This is a genomic window from Qipengyuania sp. NPDC077410 (assembly GCF_044543405.1).
In the GTDB taxonomy this organism is placed as follows: domain Bacteria; phylum Pseudomonadota; class Alphaproteobacteria; order Sphingomonadales; family Sphingomonadaceae; genus Qipengyuania; species Qipengyuania pacifica.
Map to the genome: position 1 here is coordinate 300,826 of NZ_JBITWB010000003.1, position 15,183 is coordinate 316,008.

16 protein-coding genes are annotated in these 15,183 nt (G+C 58.1%); all 16 read left to right on the forward strand.

The genetic code is table 11. From position 1 onward, the window contains the following. Nucleotides 1-3: 3 nt before the first annotated feature. The 16 genes from ACIGGE_RS15050 to ACIGGE_RS15125 are packed head-to-tail and all read left to right on the forward strand — an operon-like array spanning nt 4 to nt 15,181. Nucleotides 4-894, forward strand: a complete 891-nt coding sequence (locus ACIGGE_RS15050) for an NADH-quinone oxidoreductase subunit C (protein ID WP_397490963.1) — start codon at nt 4-6, stop codon at nt 892-894. Beyond that, complete coding sequence (locus ACIGGE_RS15055; RefSeq protein WP_397490964.1) at nt 894-1,427, forward strand: hypothetical protein; 534 nt, start codon at nt 894-896, stop codon at nt 1,425-1,427. The genes ACIGGE_RS15050 and ACIGGE_RS15055 overlap by 1 nt, the downstream gene beginning before the upstream one ends. 8 nt (nt 1,428-1,435) lie before the next feature. Continuing rightward, nucleotides 1,436-2,641, forward strand: a complete 1,206-nt coding sequence (locus ACIGGE_RS15060; RefSeq protein ID WP_369828427.1) for an NADH-quinone oxidoreductase subunit D — start codon at nt 1,436-1,438, stop codon at nt 2,639-2,641. Then, nucleotides 2,641-3,309: an NADH-quinone oxidoreductase subunit NuoE gene (gene nuoE / locus ACIGGE_RS15065; RefSeq protein ID WP_103023759.1), complete on the forward strand. Its 669-nt coding sequence runs from the start codon at nt 2,641-2,643 to the stop codon at nt 3,307-3,309. The genes ACIGGE_RS15060 and nuoE overlap by 1 nt, the downstream gene beginning before the upstream one ends. Continuing rightward, a complete protein-coding gene (locus ACIGGE_RS15070; protein ID WP_158246628.1) occupies nt 3,309-3,449 on the forward strand; it encodes a hypothetical protein in 141 nt (46 codons plus the stop codon). The genes nuoE and ACIGGE_RS15070 overlap by 1 nt, the downstream gene beginning before the upstream one ends. Continuing rightward, entirely contained in the window at nt 3,449-4,741 is a 1,293-nt protein-coding gene (gene nuoF / locus ACIGGE_RS15075) for an NADH-quinone oxidoreductase subunit NuoF (protein WP_196846070.1), read from the forward strand. The genes ACIGGE_RS15070 and nuoF overlap by 1 nt, the downstream gene beginning before the upstream one ends. Beyond that, nucleotides 4,741-6,750, forward strand: coding sequence for an NADH-quinone oxidoreductase subunit NuoG (nuoG, locus tag ACIGGE_RS15080; protein WP_397490965.1), 2,010 nt, complete (start codon nt 4,741-4,743; stop codon nt 6,748-6,750). Before nuoF ends, nuoG begins: the two co-directional genes overlap by 1 nt. Beyond that, the gene (locus ACIGGE_RS15085; protein WP_158246629.1) at nt 6,750-6,914 is read left to right on the forward strand and encodes a hypothetical protein; all 165 of its coding nucleotides are present in this window, start codon (nt 6,750-6,752) and stop codon (nt 6,912-6,914) included. Before nuoG ends, ACIGGE_RS15085 begins: the two co-directional genes overlap by 1 nt. Further along, complete coding sequence (gene nuoH, locus ACIGGE_RS15090) at nt 6,911-7,957, forward strand: NADH-quinone oxidoreductase subunit NuoH (RefSeq protein WP_103023762.1); 1,047 nt, start codon at nt 6,911-6,913, stop codon at nt 7,955-7,957. The genes ACIGGE_RS15085 and nuoH overlap by 4 nt, the downstream gene beginning before the upstream one ends. Continuing rightward, nucleotides 7,954-8,439 carry an NADH-quinone oxidoreductase subunit NuoI gene (nuoI, locus tag ACIGGE_RS15095; RefSeq protein ID WP_050601230.1) on the forward strand — a complete coding sequence of 162 codons (486 nt, stop codon included), beginning with the start codon at nt 7,954-7,956 and terminating at the stop codon, nt 8,437-8,439. Before nuoH ends, nuoI begins: the two co-directional genes overlap by 4 nt. A gap of 26 nt (nt 8,440-8,465) precedes the next feature. Beyond that, nucleotides 8,466-9,086, forward strand: a complete 621-nt coding sequence (locus tag ACIGGE_RS15100) for an NADH-quinone oxidoreductase subunit J (RefSeq protein ID WP_103023763.1) — start codon at nt 8,466-8,468, stop codon at nt 9,084-9,086. Then, nucleotides 9,083-9,388 (forward strand): NADH-quinone oxidoreductase subunit NuoK, encoded by a 306-nt coding sequence (gene nuoK / locus ACIGGE_RS15105; protein ID WP_103023764.1) that lies wholly within the window; start codon nt 9,083-9,085, stop codon nt 9,386-9,388. Before ACIGGE_RS15100 ends, nuoK begins: the two co-directional genes overlap by 4 nt. Nucleotides 9,389-9,394: 6 nt before the next feature. Next, entirely contained in the window at nt 9,395-11,455 is a 2,061-nt protein-coding gene (gene nuoL / locus ACIGGE_RS15110; RefSeq protein ID WP_397490967.1) for an NADH-quinone oxidoreductase subunit L, read from the forward strand. Beyond that, the gene (locus ACIGGE_RS15115) at nt 11,455-12,999 is read left to right on the forward strand and encodes an NADH-quinone oxidoreductase subunit M (protein WP_397490968.1); all 1,545 of its coding nucleotides are present in this window, start codon (nt 11,455-11,457) and stop codon (nt 12,997-12,999) included. The genes nuoL and ACIGGE_RS15115 overlap by 1 nt, the downstream gene beginning before the upstream one ends. Then, on the forward strand, nt 12,999-14,462 hold the full coding sequence (gene nuoN, locus ACIGGE_RS15120; RefSeq protein ID WP_397490969.1) for an NADH-quinone oxidoreductase subunit NuoN: 1,464 nt from the start codon (nt 12,999-13,001) through the stop codon (nt 14,460-14,462). The genes ACIGGE_RS15115 and nuoN overlap by 1 nt, the downstream gene beginning before the upstream one ends. Further along, the gene (locus ACIGGE_RS15125; RefSeq protein WP_397490970.1) at nt 14,459-15,181 is read left to right on the forward strand and encodes a biotin--[acetyl-CoA-carboxylase] ligase; all 723 of its coding nucleotides are present in this window, start codon (nt 14,459-14,461) and stop codon (nt 15,179-15,181) included. The genes nuoN and ACIGGE_RS15125 overlap by 4 nt, the downstream gene beginning before the upstream one ends. The last annotated feature ends 2 nt before the right edge of the window (nt 15,182-15,183 follow it).

Consider the following 15,183-nt stretch of genomic DNA (forward strand, 5'->3'; position numbering starts at 1 on the left):
CGAATGGCAACGTTACATTCCGCGCCCCGCTTTACCGTGATCGACGGGCTGAAGAGTGCGCTCAGCGAGGCGTTGGGCGATCATCTGCTCGGCGCCCATGAGGAACACGGAGAGCTGTTGCTCACCGTAAAGCGTGACAGCGTTGAGGACGTGCTTCGCATGCTGCGCGACGAGCACAAGTATCAGCAGTTGATGGAGATCGCAGGTGTTGATTACCCGAGCCGTGCCGAACGGTTCGAAGTGGTCTACATGCTGCTTTCCTTGACGACGAATAGCCGGATCATGGTGAAGTGTTCGGCTTCGGAAGATACTCCGGTTCCTACTGTCACGACGCTGTGGCCGAATGCGGGATGGTTGGAACGCGAAGTATTCGACATGTACGGGGTGCTTTTTGCCGGCAACTCGGACCTTCGGCGCATCCTCACCGATTATGGGTTCGAAGGCCATCCCTTCCGCAAGGACTTCCCGCTTACGGGCTATCATGAATTGCGCTACTCGGAAGATGAAAAGCGCGTCGTCTATGAGCCTGTCGAACTCGCACAGGATCTTCGACAGTTCGATTTCATGAGTCCATGGGAAGGGGCGGATTACGTTCTTCCCGGCGATGAAAAGGCAGATACGTCTCCGGTAGATGAGCCCAAGACGACCGAGAAGCCATCCGATACCGGTGCTGGGGCCAAGGCTGATAAGCAGGCGTCTGAAAAGGTCACTGCGGGAGCACCCGCCGAGAAAGATGGTGGTGAAGAGGCTCCCGCGCCGGAGCCTACCGAGGATCAACCCGCACGCCCAAAACGCAAGGGCAAAACAAGCGATACTGCCGAAGCGACCGAGCCGAAAAAGAAGCGTGCCCCGGCGAAGCGTAAGCCTGCTGCGGCCAAGAAGGATCCGAAGTGATGAGTAGGCTTCTTTTTATCGCGCTACCATTGGCTCTTACGGCCTGTTCTTCAGAACCCTCCCAGCAGGAGGGCGCCGATGATTTTGCCAACCGTATTGGGCAGAATGAATCGGCGGCAGTTGACGGGATGGCCAATCCGGACAAGCCCAATACTGCCAATGCACAACCGCCCCAGGGTGCCGATCTTACCCAGCTTCAGAAGTTGGGCGATATCGGCGGCGTCAATCTTGGTGCACGCGAAGGCGGTTGCACCTTGATGATTGGCAAGGATGAGATGATCATAGCAGGCGGTGTCAGTGACCGTGCGATACCGGGCAAAGCCGTTGTCAGGATCGGCGACAGCCTGACGACTGTCGATGCATCGGTCGGTGGTCTTGACGCGGTCAATAGTGGCACGACCTTCGAAGGTGAAGGTTTTACCGTTACTGTTTCCCCGGCAGAGGGTGATCAGCAGCGCCGTCCTGCCAATGTCCTCGTACGGGATGCAGCCGGCAAATCACAAAGCTACAGCGGCAATTGGATCTGCGGATGAGCCACGCCATGCATCTAGAAGAATCGCCGACTACCGGCGACGAGGTGATCACCAACTACACGATCAATTTCGGACCGCAGCACCCTGCGGCGCACGGAGTTCTTCGTATGGTGATGGAACTCGACGGTGAGATCATCGAGAGGGTCGATCCGCATGTCGGCCTGCTGCATCGCGGCACCGAGAAGCTGATCGAGCACAAGACGTATCTGCAGGCGCTGCCCTATTTTGATCGGCTCGATTACTGCAGCCCGCTCGCGCAGGAATACAGCTACGTTCTTGCGATTGAGAAGCTGCTCAACGTCCAGGTGCCCGAGCGCGCTCAATATCTGCGCGTACTGTTCGCCGAATTGACCCGCATCTGCAATCACATGCTCAACATCGGTGCGCACGTCATGGATGTTGGCGCCATGACGCCCAACCTTTGGGTTTTCGAACTGCGCGAAGACTGTCTGAATTTCTTCGAGCGCGCTTCTGGAGCGCGTATGCACAGCGCGTGGTTCCGCCCAGGCGGCGTACATCAGGATGTACCCGAGAAACTGCTCGTCGATATCGGCAACTGGATCGACACGCGGCTGCCCGAACTGTTCGGTGATGCCATGAGCCTCGTTCTCGACAATCGCATTTTCAAGCAGCGGAACGTCGATATCGCTGTGGTGAGCAAGGACGATGCGGTGGCTTGGGGCTTCTCCGGCCCGATGATCCGTGCAGCGGGTATTCCATGGGATCTGCGTAAGAGTCAGCCATACGATGTGTACGACCGTATGGAGTTCGACATTCCCGTCGGCACCAATTCGGATTGTTACGACCGCTTCGTGGTCCGCGTGAAGGAAGTGTACGAAAGCGCCAAGATCATGAAGCAGTGCCTGGCACAAATGCCGGGCGGCCCGATCTGCTCTGACGATCGCAAGGTTTCGCCGCCCAAGCGCGCGGAAATGAAGCAGTCGATGGAAGCGCTGATCCACCACTTCAAGCTGTATACAGAGGGCTTCCACGTGCCGGCCGGTGAGGTCTACGTGGCGACAGAAAGCCCAAAGGGTGAATTTGGCGTCTATCTCGTCAGCGACGGCTCGAACAAACCTTACCGCTGCAAGATACGTCCGACGGCTTTCAGCCACCTCCAGGCAATGGATTTTATGAGCAAAGGTCACATGCTGCCCGACGCCACTGCCATTCTCGGCGCCATCGACGTCGTCTTTGGGGAGTGTGATCGCTGATGGCCGACCGTAACCCCGCACCCGACACTCCCGAACTGCGCGAGCGCTGGGGTGCTTTCGAGTTTACCGAAAGCTACCGTGAGCGCGCGGACAAGGCGATTGCACGCTATCCCGAAGGGCGCCAGCGTTCAGCGGTGATGCCGCTGCTCGACCTTGCCCAGCGGCAGGTCGGAGAAGAGACCAACACGCAGGGCTGGCTGCCACTGCCGGTGATCGAATATGTCGCCGACTATCTCGATATGCCTGTCATCCGCGTACTCGAAGTCGCCAGCTTCTATTTCATGTATAATATGAAGCCCGTGGGTAAGTACCACGTTCAGGTTTGCGGAACGACACCCTGTATGCTGCGCGGTTCCGACGGCTTGTTCGAGACCTGTAAGAAGCGTGGCATGAGCAAGGGTCACGTCTCTGACGATGGCTTGTGGACCCTCACCGAGGTCGAATGCATGGGCAATTGCGCTACCGCGCCCATGGTCCAGATAAACGACGACAATTACGAGGATCTCACGCCCGAACGGCTCGACGCCATTCTCGATGAACTGGCCGCGGGCAAGCAGCCCAAGACCGGCACCCAAATCGAAGGCAAGCGCACTAGCGAACCTGAAGGTGGTCCCACCACATTGAAGGACATGGTCGGCGCAAACCACGATTACCGGGGGGAATGGTAATGGAAGTCGTCACCATCCTCGTTGCATTGGTACTCGCGTGGATCGCGTGGAAGGTTCTCGTCGGTATCGTTAAATTTGGCGCACTCGCGATTATTGCAGTCGCCGCAATCTATCTCCTCTCGCAAGGGGGCGCATTCTGATGCTTGCCGATAAGGACCGCATCTTCACCAATTTGTATGGCTTTCAGGACTGGGGCCTGAAAGCGGCGCAGCAGCGTGGCGACTGGGATGACACCAAGTCGCTGATCGCGCGCGGGCATGACGATATCATCGAGGAAATGAAGGCTTCCGGTCTTCGTGGTCGTGGTGGTGCTGGCTTCCCGACCGGCCTCAAATGGTCTTTCATGCCAAAAGAGAGCAAAGACGGACGTCCTAGCTTTCTCGTCATCAACGCTGACGAATCCGAACCCGGATCCTGCAAGGACCGCGAGATAATCCGCCACGATCCGCACAAGCTGATCGAGGGCGCGCTAGTCGCTGGTTATGCCATGCGGGCAAGGGCGGCATACATTTACATCCGCGGCGAATATATCCGCGAAGCGGAAACCCTGCAGGCTGCGATCGACGAAGCGTATGATGCTGGTCTGATCGGGAAAAACGCGAGCAAGTCGGGTTACGATTTCGATGTGTTCCTGCACCGCGGCGCAGGCGCCTACATCTGCGGTGAGGAAACCGCGATGATCGAGAGTTTGGAAGGCAAGAAGGGCCAACCGCGCCTCAAGCCGCCGTTCCCTGCAGGTGCGGGCCTTTATGGCTGTCCGACGACAGTCAACAATGTCGAATCCATTGCGGTCGTGCCGACCATTTTGCGTCGAGGAGCGAGCTGGTTCAGCTCTTTCGGTCGCGAGAACAACAAGGGTACCAAGCTGTTCCAGATCAGCGGGCATGTAAACAAGCCCTGCGTGGTCGAAGAAGCGCTAAGCATCCCGTTCAGCGAATTGATCGAAAAGCATTGTGGCGGCATCATCGGTGGCAAGGACAATTTGCTCGCTGTGATTCCGGGTGGATCATCAGTTCCGCTCGTTCCGGCCGATCAGATCTGGGACGCGCCGATGGATTTCGACGGGCTCAAGGATCTGGGATCGGGGCTCGGTACGGCGGGCATCATCGTGATGGACAAATCGACGGATATCGTCCGCGCAATTTCCCGGATCAGCTATTTCTACAAGCACGAAAGCTGCGGTCAGTGTACACCTTGCCGTGAAGGCACGGGATGGATGTGGCGCATGATGGAGCGTCTGCGCACAGGCGATGCTGCGATCGAGGAAATCGACATGCTGCAGCAAGTCACCAAGCAGGTTGAAGGTCACACCATTTGTGCATTGGGCGATGCGGCAGCGTGGCCGATCCAAGGGTTGATCCGCCACTTCCGCCCCGAGCTTGAACGCCGGATCGAAGAACACAACGCCAAGTTTGCCGAGGCAGCTGAATAATGCCCAAAGTCACCGTAGACGGACAGGAAATCGATGCTCCTGACGGCGCGACCGTCCTGCAGGCCTGCGAGCTTGCCGGGAAGGAAATTCCGCGCTTCTGCTATCACGAACGGCTGAGTATCGCTGGAAACTGCCGCATGTGTCTGGTCGAGGTAAAGCCTGGGCCGCCGAAACCGCAGGCAAGCTGCGCGCTACCGGCGACCGAGGGGCAGGAGATCCGCACCGATACGCCGATGGTGAAGACCGCGCGCGAAGGCGTGATGGAATTCCTGCTGATCAATCACCCCCTCGATTGCCCGATTTGCGATCAGGGCGGCGAGTGCGACCTTCAGGATCAGTCGGTTGCTTATGGCCGCGGTGGTTCGCGCTACGAAGAAAACAAGCGCGCGGTAACCGAGAAGTATATGGGGCCACTGATCAAGACGGTCATGACCCGCTGTATCCACTGCACACGGTGTGTACGCTTCAGCGAGGAGATCGCGGGGGTCGACGAGATCGGCGCAGTCGGTCGCGGCGAGGACATGCAGATCACCACCTATCTCGAGCAGGCGGCTGAGCATGAGCTGTCGGCCAATGTGATCGATCTGTGTCCTGTCGGTGCACTCACGTCGCGCCCTTACGCGTTCGAAGCGCGTCCATGGGAGCTCAAGAAGACGCTGAGCATCGATGTGTCCGATGCGATCGGTGCCAACATTCGGCTCGACAGTCGTGGTCGGGAAGTCATGCGTGCGCTCCCGCGCATCAACGATGACGTCAACGAAGAATGGATTTCCGACAAGGCACGTTATCAGGTCGATGGCCTGTCGAGGCGTCGGCTCGACAAAGTGTTCATGCGCACGAAGGGCGGACTAAAGCCCGCGACCTGGGACGAGGCCTTCAAAGCGATCGCCACGGCCAAGCCAGGCAAGGACATTGCCGCAATTGCGGGCGACATGGTCGATTGCGAAACGATGTTCGCAGCAAAGTCTCTGTTGAAAGCCAGTGGTTCGTCCCTGCTCGAAGGTCGCCAGACGGGAATGGATTACGACGTTTCCAACCTCGCCGCAGTGAATTTCAATTCGACGCTGGCTGGTATTGAGACTGCAGACGCCATCCTGATCGTGGGGAGCCATATTCGCTGGGAAGCACCCTTGGTGAATGTGCGCATTCGCAAGGCAGTAAAGCGCGGCGCCAAGGTTTTCGTGATCGGGGCGTTCTGGGACACGACGTATCCGGCGGTATTCCTAGGCGACGAGCTGTCGTCGCTGGGTGAGCTACCCGAAGCAGTGGCTGAAATCTTCAGTTCGGCCGAACGGCCCGCCATCATCATGGGGGGAGCGGCTCTGGCCCACGGCGCATTGGACGCTGGCCTTGCTTTTGCTGAGCAGTTCAATCTCGTCCGCGAGGGCTGGAACGGCTTCAACGTTCTGCATTTCAGTGCTGCGCGGATGGGCGGGCTGATGCTCGGCTTTGCGCAGAAAGGCGGGATGAAGGACATCGTCACGGCCAAGCCCAAGGTAGTCATCAGCCTCGGCGCAGACGAAATGGACTTCGAACCCTTCGCCGATGCGCTGAAAGTCTATGTCGGCCATCATGGCGACAAGGGCGCGCATGCGGCTGATATCATCCTGCCTGGCGCGAGCTACGCCGAGAAGGATGGAACCTACGTCAATACGGAAGGTCGCGTGCAGTTCGCCGAGAAGGCCGTGTTCGCACCAGGTGATGCTCGCGAGGATTGGACGATTCTCCGCGCCCTTGCCGACGCTCTGGGCGTTTCGGTCGGGTTCGACAGTTTTGCCGAGCTTCAGGCGGCAATGATCGCCGAAGTTCCCGCGCTTGGCGAAGAAGGCCTTGCCTATTTCGGTGCTATGCCCAAGGCGTCCGCCAATGCCAGGGCGGATGGCACCATTTCGGCCTATCCGATCAAGGACTTCTACCTGACCAATGCGATTGCGCGGGCAAGCGCAGTAATGCAGCAATGTTCGGCTGAACTGCTTGGCGGCGGTGAACTGGCGGAGGCAGCGGAATAATGGCATTCCCGATCATCCCACTCGCCATCATCGGTGCCAGCAGCCTTGCCGTCTGGCGCGGCTTCCGCAGCGATAACAGCAACAAATCCAGCGCCGCCAATGGTTGGCGCAACGAAGCCTATTCCACGCGCGAGAAAGCAGGGAAGGGCAGGAAGCACAAATGACCGAATTCTTCCAATCCCTCGGCATGAACTACGAATGGGCGTGGTTCGTTGCCACTATTGCCGGCATCCTGTTGATTGCTCTGCCGCTAATGCTGTCGGTGGCGATGATTATCTATGTCGATCGCAAAGTCTGGGCGGCGATCAACCTGCGTCGCGGGCCGAACGTGGTCGGCCCCTTCGGCCTGTTGCAAAGTTTTGCCGATGGTCTGAAGGTCTTCCTGCAGGAAACCATTATTCCGAGCGCGGCGAACAAGGGCATATTCCTGCTTGCGCCTATCCTTACCTTCACGGTGGCGCTTGCTGCATGGGCCGTCGTTCCTTTCAGTGCCACGGCAGTACTCGCCGATATCAATATCGGGCTGCTGTACATTCTCGCGATCAGTTCACTGTCGGTGTACGGCGTGGTGATGAGCGGATGGGCCAGTAACTCCAAATATCCGTTCTTTTCCGCCATGCGCGCCGCGGCTCAGATGATTTCGTACGAAGTCTCGATCGGGTTTATCTTGGTTTGTGTGGTGCTGTTCGCAGGTACATTCAATTTGAATGATATCGTACGCTCTCAGCAAGGGTTTGGCCTCGGCATCGTCAATGCCTATGTCATTCATCCGCTGCTGTTCCCGATGTGGGTAATGTTCTTCATTAGCTCGCTCGCGGAGACGCAGCGCGTTCCCTTCGATCTTACCGAAGCCGAAAGCGAACTCGTTGCCGGTTATCAGACCGAATATTCCTCGATGAGCTTCGCGCTCTTCTGGTTGGGTGAATATGCCAACATCCTGTTGATGTGCATTCTCAATGCCCTGCTGTTCTGGGGTGGCTGGCTGCCGCCGATTGACTGGGCACCACTGTATTACGTGCCCGGCATTGTCTGGCTTCTGCTCAAGACTTTCTTCTTCTTCTTCATGTTCAGCTGGGTCATGGCGACGGTTCCGCGCTATCGTTACGACCAGCTGATGCGCCTGGGCTGGAAGGTGTTCCTTCCTATCAGCCTCGGTTTTGTTGTTGTCATTTCGGGCTATCTGATGGCCACGGGACATTTCGGATGAGTATCGCGCAAACCATCAAAGCATTTACCTTGTGGGAGTTCGTGAAGGCGCATGCCCTCACGCTGAAGTACTTCTTCAAGCCCAAGGTGACGATCAACTATCCGTTCGAGAAGAACCCGATCAGTCCGCGATTCCGGGGTGAGCACGCGCTGCGTCGCTATCCCAATGGCGAAGAGCGCTGCATCGCCTGCAAACTGTGCGAAGCTGTCTGCCCCGCGCAGGCAATAACCATCGAAAGTGAACCGCGTGAGGACGGCAGCCGTCGCACCACGCGCTACGACATCGACATGACCAAGTGCATCTATTGCGGTTTCTGCCAGGAAGCGTGCCCGGTCGATGCAGTCGTCGAAGGGCCGAACTTCGAATACGCCACCGAAACGCGTGAAGAACTGCTTTATGACAAGGCGAAACTGCTGGCGAACGGGGACAAGTGGGAGCGTGCCATTGCCGCGAACCTTGAAGCCGATGCGCCGTACCGTTAGGGGCCCGCGCCAAGGGATATGACATCGTGATCCAGACGCTCGCCTTTTATCTTTTCGCTGCGCTCGTCATCGCCAGCGCCGTCATGGTCATCATGGCGCGCAACCCGGTGCATTCGGTGCTTTGGCTGATCCTCGCGTTCTTCAACGCGGCCGGCCTGATGGTTCTGGTTGGGGCTGAGTTCATCGCCGCACTTCTGGTCATCGTTTATGTCGGCGCGGTAGCCGTGCTGTTCCTCTTCGTGGTGATGATGCTCGACATCGATTTCGCCGAACTGCGCGCTGGGTTCGTAAAGAACTTCCCGCTCGGCATCATCATTGCGCTTATTTTGGCGGCGGAGCTGATTTTCGGCATCGGCGCCTACCAGGCCGGACGGATCGAACTCGGCGTTGCGAGTGGTGCGACGTCGCCGATCCTCGATGCGTCGAACACCGCCAGCATCGGTGCAGTCCTGTTCAGCGACTATCTCTTCCTGTTTGAAGCGGCCGGGCTTGTACTGCTAATCGCCATGATCGGCGCGATCGTATTGACGCACCGCAAGCGCCCCGGTGGGCGCGGACAGCAGAACATTACCAAGCAGGTTCGTCGCAATCCGAACGAGGCAACCGTCATGAAGCAGCCCACCGTGGGCGAGGGGGTCGAGCTGTGATCGGTATCGAGCATTATATCGTGGTGAGTGCGATGCTCTTCGTACTCGGCGTGCTTGGCATCTTCCTCAATCGGAAGAACATCATCGTCATCCTGATGGCGATCGAGCTCATCCTGCTCAGCGTTAACATTCAACTCGTTGCCTTCAGCGCGTTTCTTGGCGATCTGGTCGGACAGGTATTTGCGATGTTCGTCCTGACCGTCGCGGCGGCCGAAGCCGCAATCGGGCTCGCCATTCTGGTGATCTATTTCCGTGGCCGCGGCACCATCGCGGTAGACGATGTCGACCGGCTCAAGGGGTAAGCCACGGTGCATTCGATACTCATCATTGTTTTTCTGCCGCTGATCGCGGCGATCGTTGCAGGGTTCACCAACAAGTCTGCGCCGAGTGTGTTCGCAAAAGCGATCACGACAGGCGCGCTCTTCATTGGCGCTGCGCTGAGCTGGCCCATTTTCCTGGGCTTCGTGGGTGGTACGTATGAGCCTACCGTCGTGCCCGTGCTCAAATGGGTTCAGTCCGGCACCCTGACGTTCGACTGGGCACTTCGGGTCGACACACTGACCGCGATCATGCTGGTGGTGATCAACACTGTATCGGCTCTCGTCCACCTTTACAGCTGGGGCTATATGGACGAAGACCCGGACCAGCCGCGCTTCTTCGCCTATCTCTCGCTGTTCACCTTCGCCATGCTGATGTTGGTGACGGCAGACAATCTGGTTCAGATGTTCTTCGGTTGGGAAGGCGTTGGCCTCGCGTCCTATCTGCTGATCGGGTTCTGGTTCCGGAAACCGAGCGCTGGCGCTGCTGCTATCAAGGCTTTCGTCGTCAACCGCGTGGGCGACCTTGGCTTCATGCTCGGGATATTCGGCACTTACCTGGTGTTCGACACCGTATCGATCAGTGAAATCCTTGCCGCTGCGCCGGGCATGAGCGGAGCGACTATCGGCTTCCTGGGATACACCGTTCAGACAATGGATGTTCTGTGCATCCTCCTTTTCATTGGTGCGATGGGCAAGTCTGCGCAGCTTGGCCTGCACACTTGGCTTCCCGACGCGATGGAGGGCCCAACGCCTGTATCGGCACTGATCCACGCCGCCACCATGGTGACGGCAGGCGTATTCATGGTGTGTCGTCTGTCCCCGATGTTCGAAGCGGCTCCAGTGGCGCTCGGTATGGTCACCTTTGTCGGTGCGGCTACTTGCATTTTCGCAGCGACCGTTGGCACGACGCAGTGGGACATCAAGCGTGTGATCGCGTACTCGACCTGTTCGCAACTCGGCTACATGTTCTTCGCTGCGGGCGTCGGCGCTTATGGCGCGGCGATGTTCCACCTTTTCACGCACGCCTTTTTCAAGGCGCTGCTATTCTTGGGCGCCGGATCCGTCATCCATGCGATGCACCACGAGCAGGATATGCGCTATTACGGAGCGCTTCGTAAGCACATCCCACTCACATTCTGGGCGATGATGGCAGGTACGCTCGCGATCACCGGTGTTGGCATCTATCATCTTGGCGCAGGCTTTGCCGGTTTTTGGTCGAAGGATGCCATCCTCGAGGTGGCCTACGGGCGCGGCACGGAGCTCGGTAACTTCGCTTTCTGGATGGGTACGTTCGCAGCTCTGCTGACCAGTTTCTACAGCTGGCGGCTCATGTTCCTGACGTTTTGGGGCAAGCCGCGCTGGGCAGAGAGTGAGCATATTCAGCACGCCGTCCACCATGGCCACGATGCATCGGACGAACACAATCCTGCATCGCAGGAAGACGCCGGGCATGATGCACATCATCCAGTGCCGTCCAAGGATTACGAAGCAGGCACGGCAGGCTATCATCCGCACGAAAGCCCGCTGACGATGCTCATCCCGCTCGTCATCCTTTCGGTGGGAGCAGTGCTGGCCGGACAGGTTTTTGCACCGACATTCCTCGACGATGCAGCGTTCTGGGGTAGCTCGATCTTCTATAACGAACCGCTGATCCATGCGATGCATGGTGTGCCGTATCTCGTGAAGTATGCCGCCTTTATCGTGATGCTACTTGGACTGATTGTCGCGTGGTATGCCTATATCAAGGATACATCGGTGCCGGCGAAAGCTGCCGAACAGCTCGGCCCGGTTTACCGTTTCCTCTACAACAAGTGGTATTTCGACGAGCTATATCACTACCTTTTCGTTGTGCCGGCCTTCTGGCTTGGCCGCCAGTTCTGGAAGCTCGGCGATGTCGGCACGATCGACCGGTTCGGTCCAAACGGCGTTGCCTGGGTGGTCGAGAAGGGCGCCGTTGGTGCCAAGAGGTTCCAGACCGGTTATCTTTATAGTTATGCGCTAGTGATGCTCCTCGGGCTTGTCGCGGCGATCACCTGGATGCTGTTCTGATGGAGTTTCCCATCCTCTCTCTGATGCTCGCGGTTCCGCTCGTCGGCGCCATTGCTTGCCTGTTCCTCGGTGCGCAGAGTGCGCGCATGGTGGCTCTTGTCGCCACGCTCGCGAACCTCGCGCTGGGCGTCGCGCTGTGGCTCAACTACGACATCGGCGGCGCGCAGTGGCAGTTCGTCGAACGGGCCGAGATATTCGCCGGGTTCAGCTACGCTCTGGGCATCGACGGTATCGCACTGATGCTGATCATGCTGAGTGTGTTCCTCATGCCGATCTGCATCCTGGCGAGCTGGGATTCGATCACCAAGCGCGTCGGCGAATACATGAGTGCCTTCCTGCTGATGGAAGTCCTGATGATCGGCGTCTTTGCCGCTCAGGACATGTTCCTGTTCTACATCTTTTTCGAAGCAGGCCTCATTCCGATGTATCTTATCATCGGTGTCTGGGGCGGCGATAACCGTATCTACGCGTCGTACAAATTCTTCCTCTATACGCTTCTCGGGTCGGTGCTGATGCTGATCGCGATGATGTGGATGGTGAATGAAGCAGGCACGACCGATATTCCCACGCTACTGAACTACGATTTCGATCCACAGGCGCAAACCTGGCTCTGGCTTGCCTTTTTCGCCAGTTTCGCCGTGAAAATGCCGATGTGGCCGGTGCACACGTGGTTGCCGGACGCACACGTCCAGGCGCCGACCGCCGGTTCCGTGATCCTGGCGGGTGTTCTGCTCAAACTCGGTGGATACGGTTTTATCCGGTTCAGTCTGCCGATGTTCCCGGAAGCCAGCGCTCAATTTACCTGGCTCATTTTCATCCTGTCGATGGTTGCCGTGATTTACACTTCGCTCGTCGCTCTCGTGCAGAACGACATGAAGAAACTGATCGCGTACTCCTCGGTCGCCCATATGGCGATCGTTACGGCCGGTCTGTTCGCCTTCAATGCGCAGGGGCTTGAAGGTGCAATGATGGTCATGCTCGGCCACGGTCTCGTGTCGGGCGCGCTCTTCCTGTGCGTGGGTGTAATCTACGATCGGCTGCATACTCGCGAAATTGCACGGTATGGCGGGCTTGCCATCAACATGCCTAAATATGCGCTGTTCTTCATGCTGTTCACGATGGCATCCGTCGGACTGCCGGGCACAAGCAACTTCGTTGGCGAATTCCTTGCACTGGCGGGTCTTTACAAGGTTTCGACACTGGTGACGCTCGTTTGCACCACCGGCATCATTCTCGGTGCTGCCTACATGCTCTATCTTTACCGCCGCGTGGCTTTTGGCGAACAAATCAACGAAGATGCCGCGCGGATGCCCGACCTCAATGCCCGCGAATGGGCCATGTTAGCCCCAATCGCGGCCGCCGTGCTGTGGATGGGCGTTTACCCCGAAAGCTTTCTTGCCCCCATGCGTCAGGACATTGCCGCTCTAGAAGCGCGTATCGCGCGCGCCGCACCTCATTTCGACGCCGACAATGTGATCGGCACCCCGCGCGAGCATAACGCGAACTACGTCGCTGCTGCGCATGGCGAAGAGGGGGCGCACTGATGTCTTACGCGACGTCTTTTTACCTCACGGGCGCGGAAATCGGCCTATCGCTCGCGGCGCTCGCTTTGCTGCTGGTTGCGGCATGGACTGGAACGAAATCGGCCAGGATGGTCACTATCCTCAGTGTAGCGGCCCTGGTCGGTGCTGCGATCTTCAGTATGGGTTTGTTTGAACGGGCCGCAGGTGAAGTCGCTGGCCGCGCCTATGGCGATCTCTATCGCGCTGACGCTTTCGGCAGCTTTGCAAAGATCCTGATATATTTAGCCGCTGCGGCCATTCTTGTAATTACACCGCGTTTCTTCACACAACGGGCGAGCTACCGGGCCGAATACCCGGTGCTGATGCTGTTCAATGCTGTCGGCATGGGCATGATGGTGTCCGCCACCGATTTGATGACCCTGTATATCGGTCTCGAGATGTCTAGCCTGTCGAGCTACGTTCTCGCCAGCTTCCTCAAGGAAGACAGCCGATCCAGTGAAGCCGGTCTGAAGTATTTTGTTCTTGGTGCCCTGGCATCCGGCATCATTCTTTACGGTGTGAGCCTGGTCTATGGGTTCACCGGATCGACGAATTACGAAGGTATCCGCGCCGCATTCGATGCAGGTTTTTCGACCGGCGCATTGTTCGGTGTGGTTTTCGTGCTCGCCGGCCTAGCCTTCAAGGTTAGCGCCGTGCCGTTCCACATGTGGACGCCGGACGTCTACGAAGGCGCGCCCACGCCAGTCACGGCTTTCTTCGCTACCGCGCCAAAGGTAGCTGCCATGGCAATGCTTTTGCGCATGGCCATGGATCCGTTCGGCGGCGAAGTGGACAGTTGGCGTCAGATCGTCATTTTCGCAGCACTCGCTTCGATCGTGGTCGGTGCCCTGGGCGCGATTGGCCAGCAGAACCTCAAGCGCCTGCTTGCCTATTCATCGATCAATAACGTTGGCTTCATTCTCATCGGTCTTGCGGCCGCGACCCCCGCAGGCGTGGCTGCATCGCTTACCTATTTGGCTATCTACGTAGCTATGGTTCTCGGAAGCTTCACTGCCCTGTTGATGCTGCGCGATCCCGCCGGCAACAATCTCGAGACGTTTACCGACATATCCGGTCTTTCGACCAAGCGACCGGCTCTGGCTTGGGCCTTGCTCGCGCTGATGTTCAGCCTTGCCGGTATTCCGCCCTTGTTCGGCTTCTGGGGCAAATTTGTCGTCTTCCAGGCCGCGGTACAGGCTGATCTTGTCGCTCTGGCTGCAATCGGCATAGCCGCAAGCGTGATCGGCGCTTTCTACTATCTGAAGTTCATCAAGGTCATGTTCTTCGATGAGCCGCTGCGCGAGATTGAAGCGGAGAGTCCAGTGTCGCATTGGGCAGTGCTTGCGATCTGTGTCGCAATCATCTCGCCGCTCGGTTACCTCCTTACCTTGCCGCTTGGTGACTGGACGGCGCAGGCTGCAGCCTCTTTCGTCGCGGCGATGTGATCCGCTTCGTCACCGAAACCGGTTCTACCAATACGGACCTTGCTAGCGAACTGCGTGCGGGCATGGCAGTGCCCGAAGGCGAGTGGTTGGTAGCCGACCGACAGGTGTCGGGCCGCGGGCGTCAGGGGCGCGCCTGGTTCGATGGTTACGGCAACTTCATGGGCTCGACCGTGGTGCACCTGTCACCCCGTGATCCCAATCCGGCAACGCTTGCCCTTGTCGCTGGCGTGGCCGCATATGAAGCTGTTTCGGGCGTTCTTGCCGATCCGAGCTTATTGAAGCTCAAGTGGCCAAACGACCTTCTTCTACGGAATGCAAAGCTCGCCGGCATCCTCCTCGAGCGGGAAGGGAATGCCGTGATCGTCGGTATGGGGGTCAATCTCGTCGCCGCTCCGGATTTGCCCGATCGCAAAACGATTGCGTTGACAAACTTCGGGCCGCCTCCGGACCGTGAAATCTTCGCACGTTCATTATCCTATGCGTTCGACCAGGAGCTTGATCGTTGGCGGACCTACGGGCTCGAACCTCTCATTCGGCGCTGGGAGAGTGTTGCCCACCCAAGAGGAGCATCGCTCACGGTTAATGTACCGGGCGAGCAGCGTATCGAAGGGGCATTCGACGGTCTTACAGCAGAAGGGACCCTGCTACTGCGCTTGGAGGATGGCTCGACGCGTGCCATCCACGCAGGTGATGTAATGCTCGCGAATGAAGGGAACTGAGC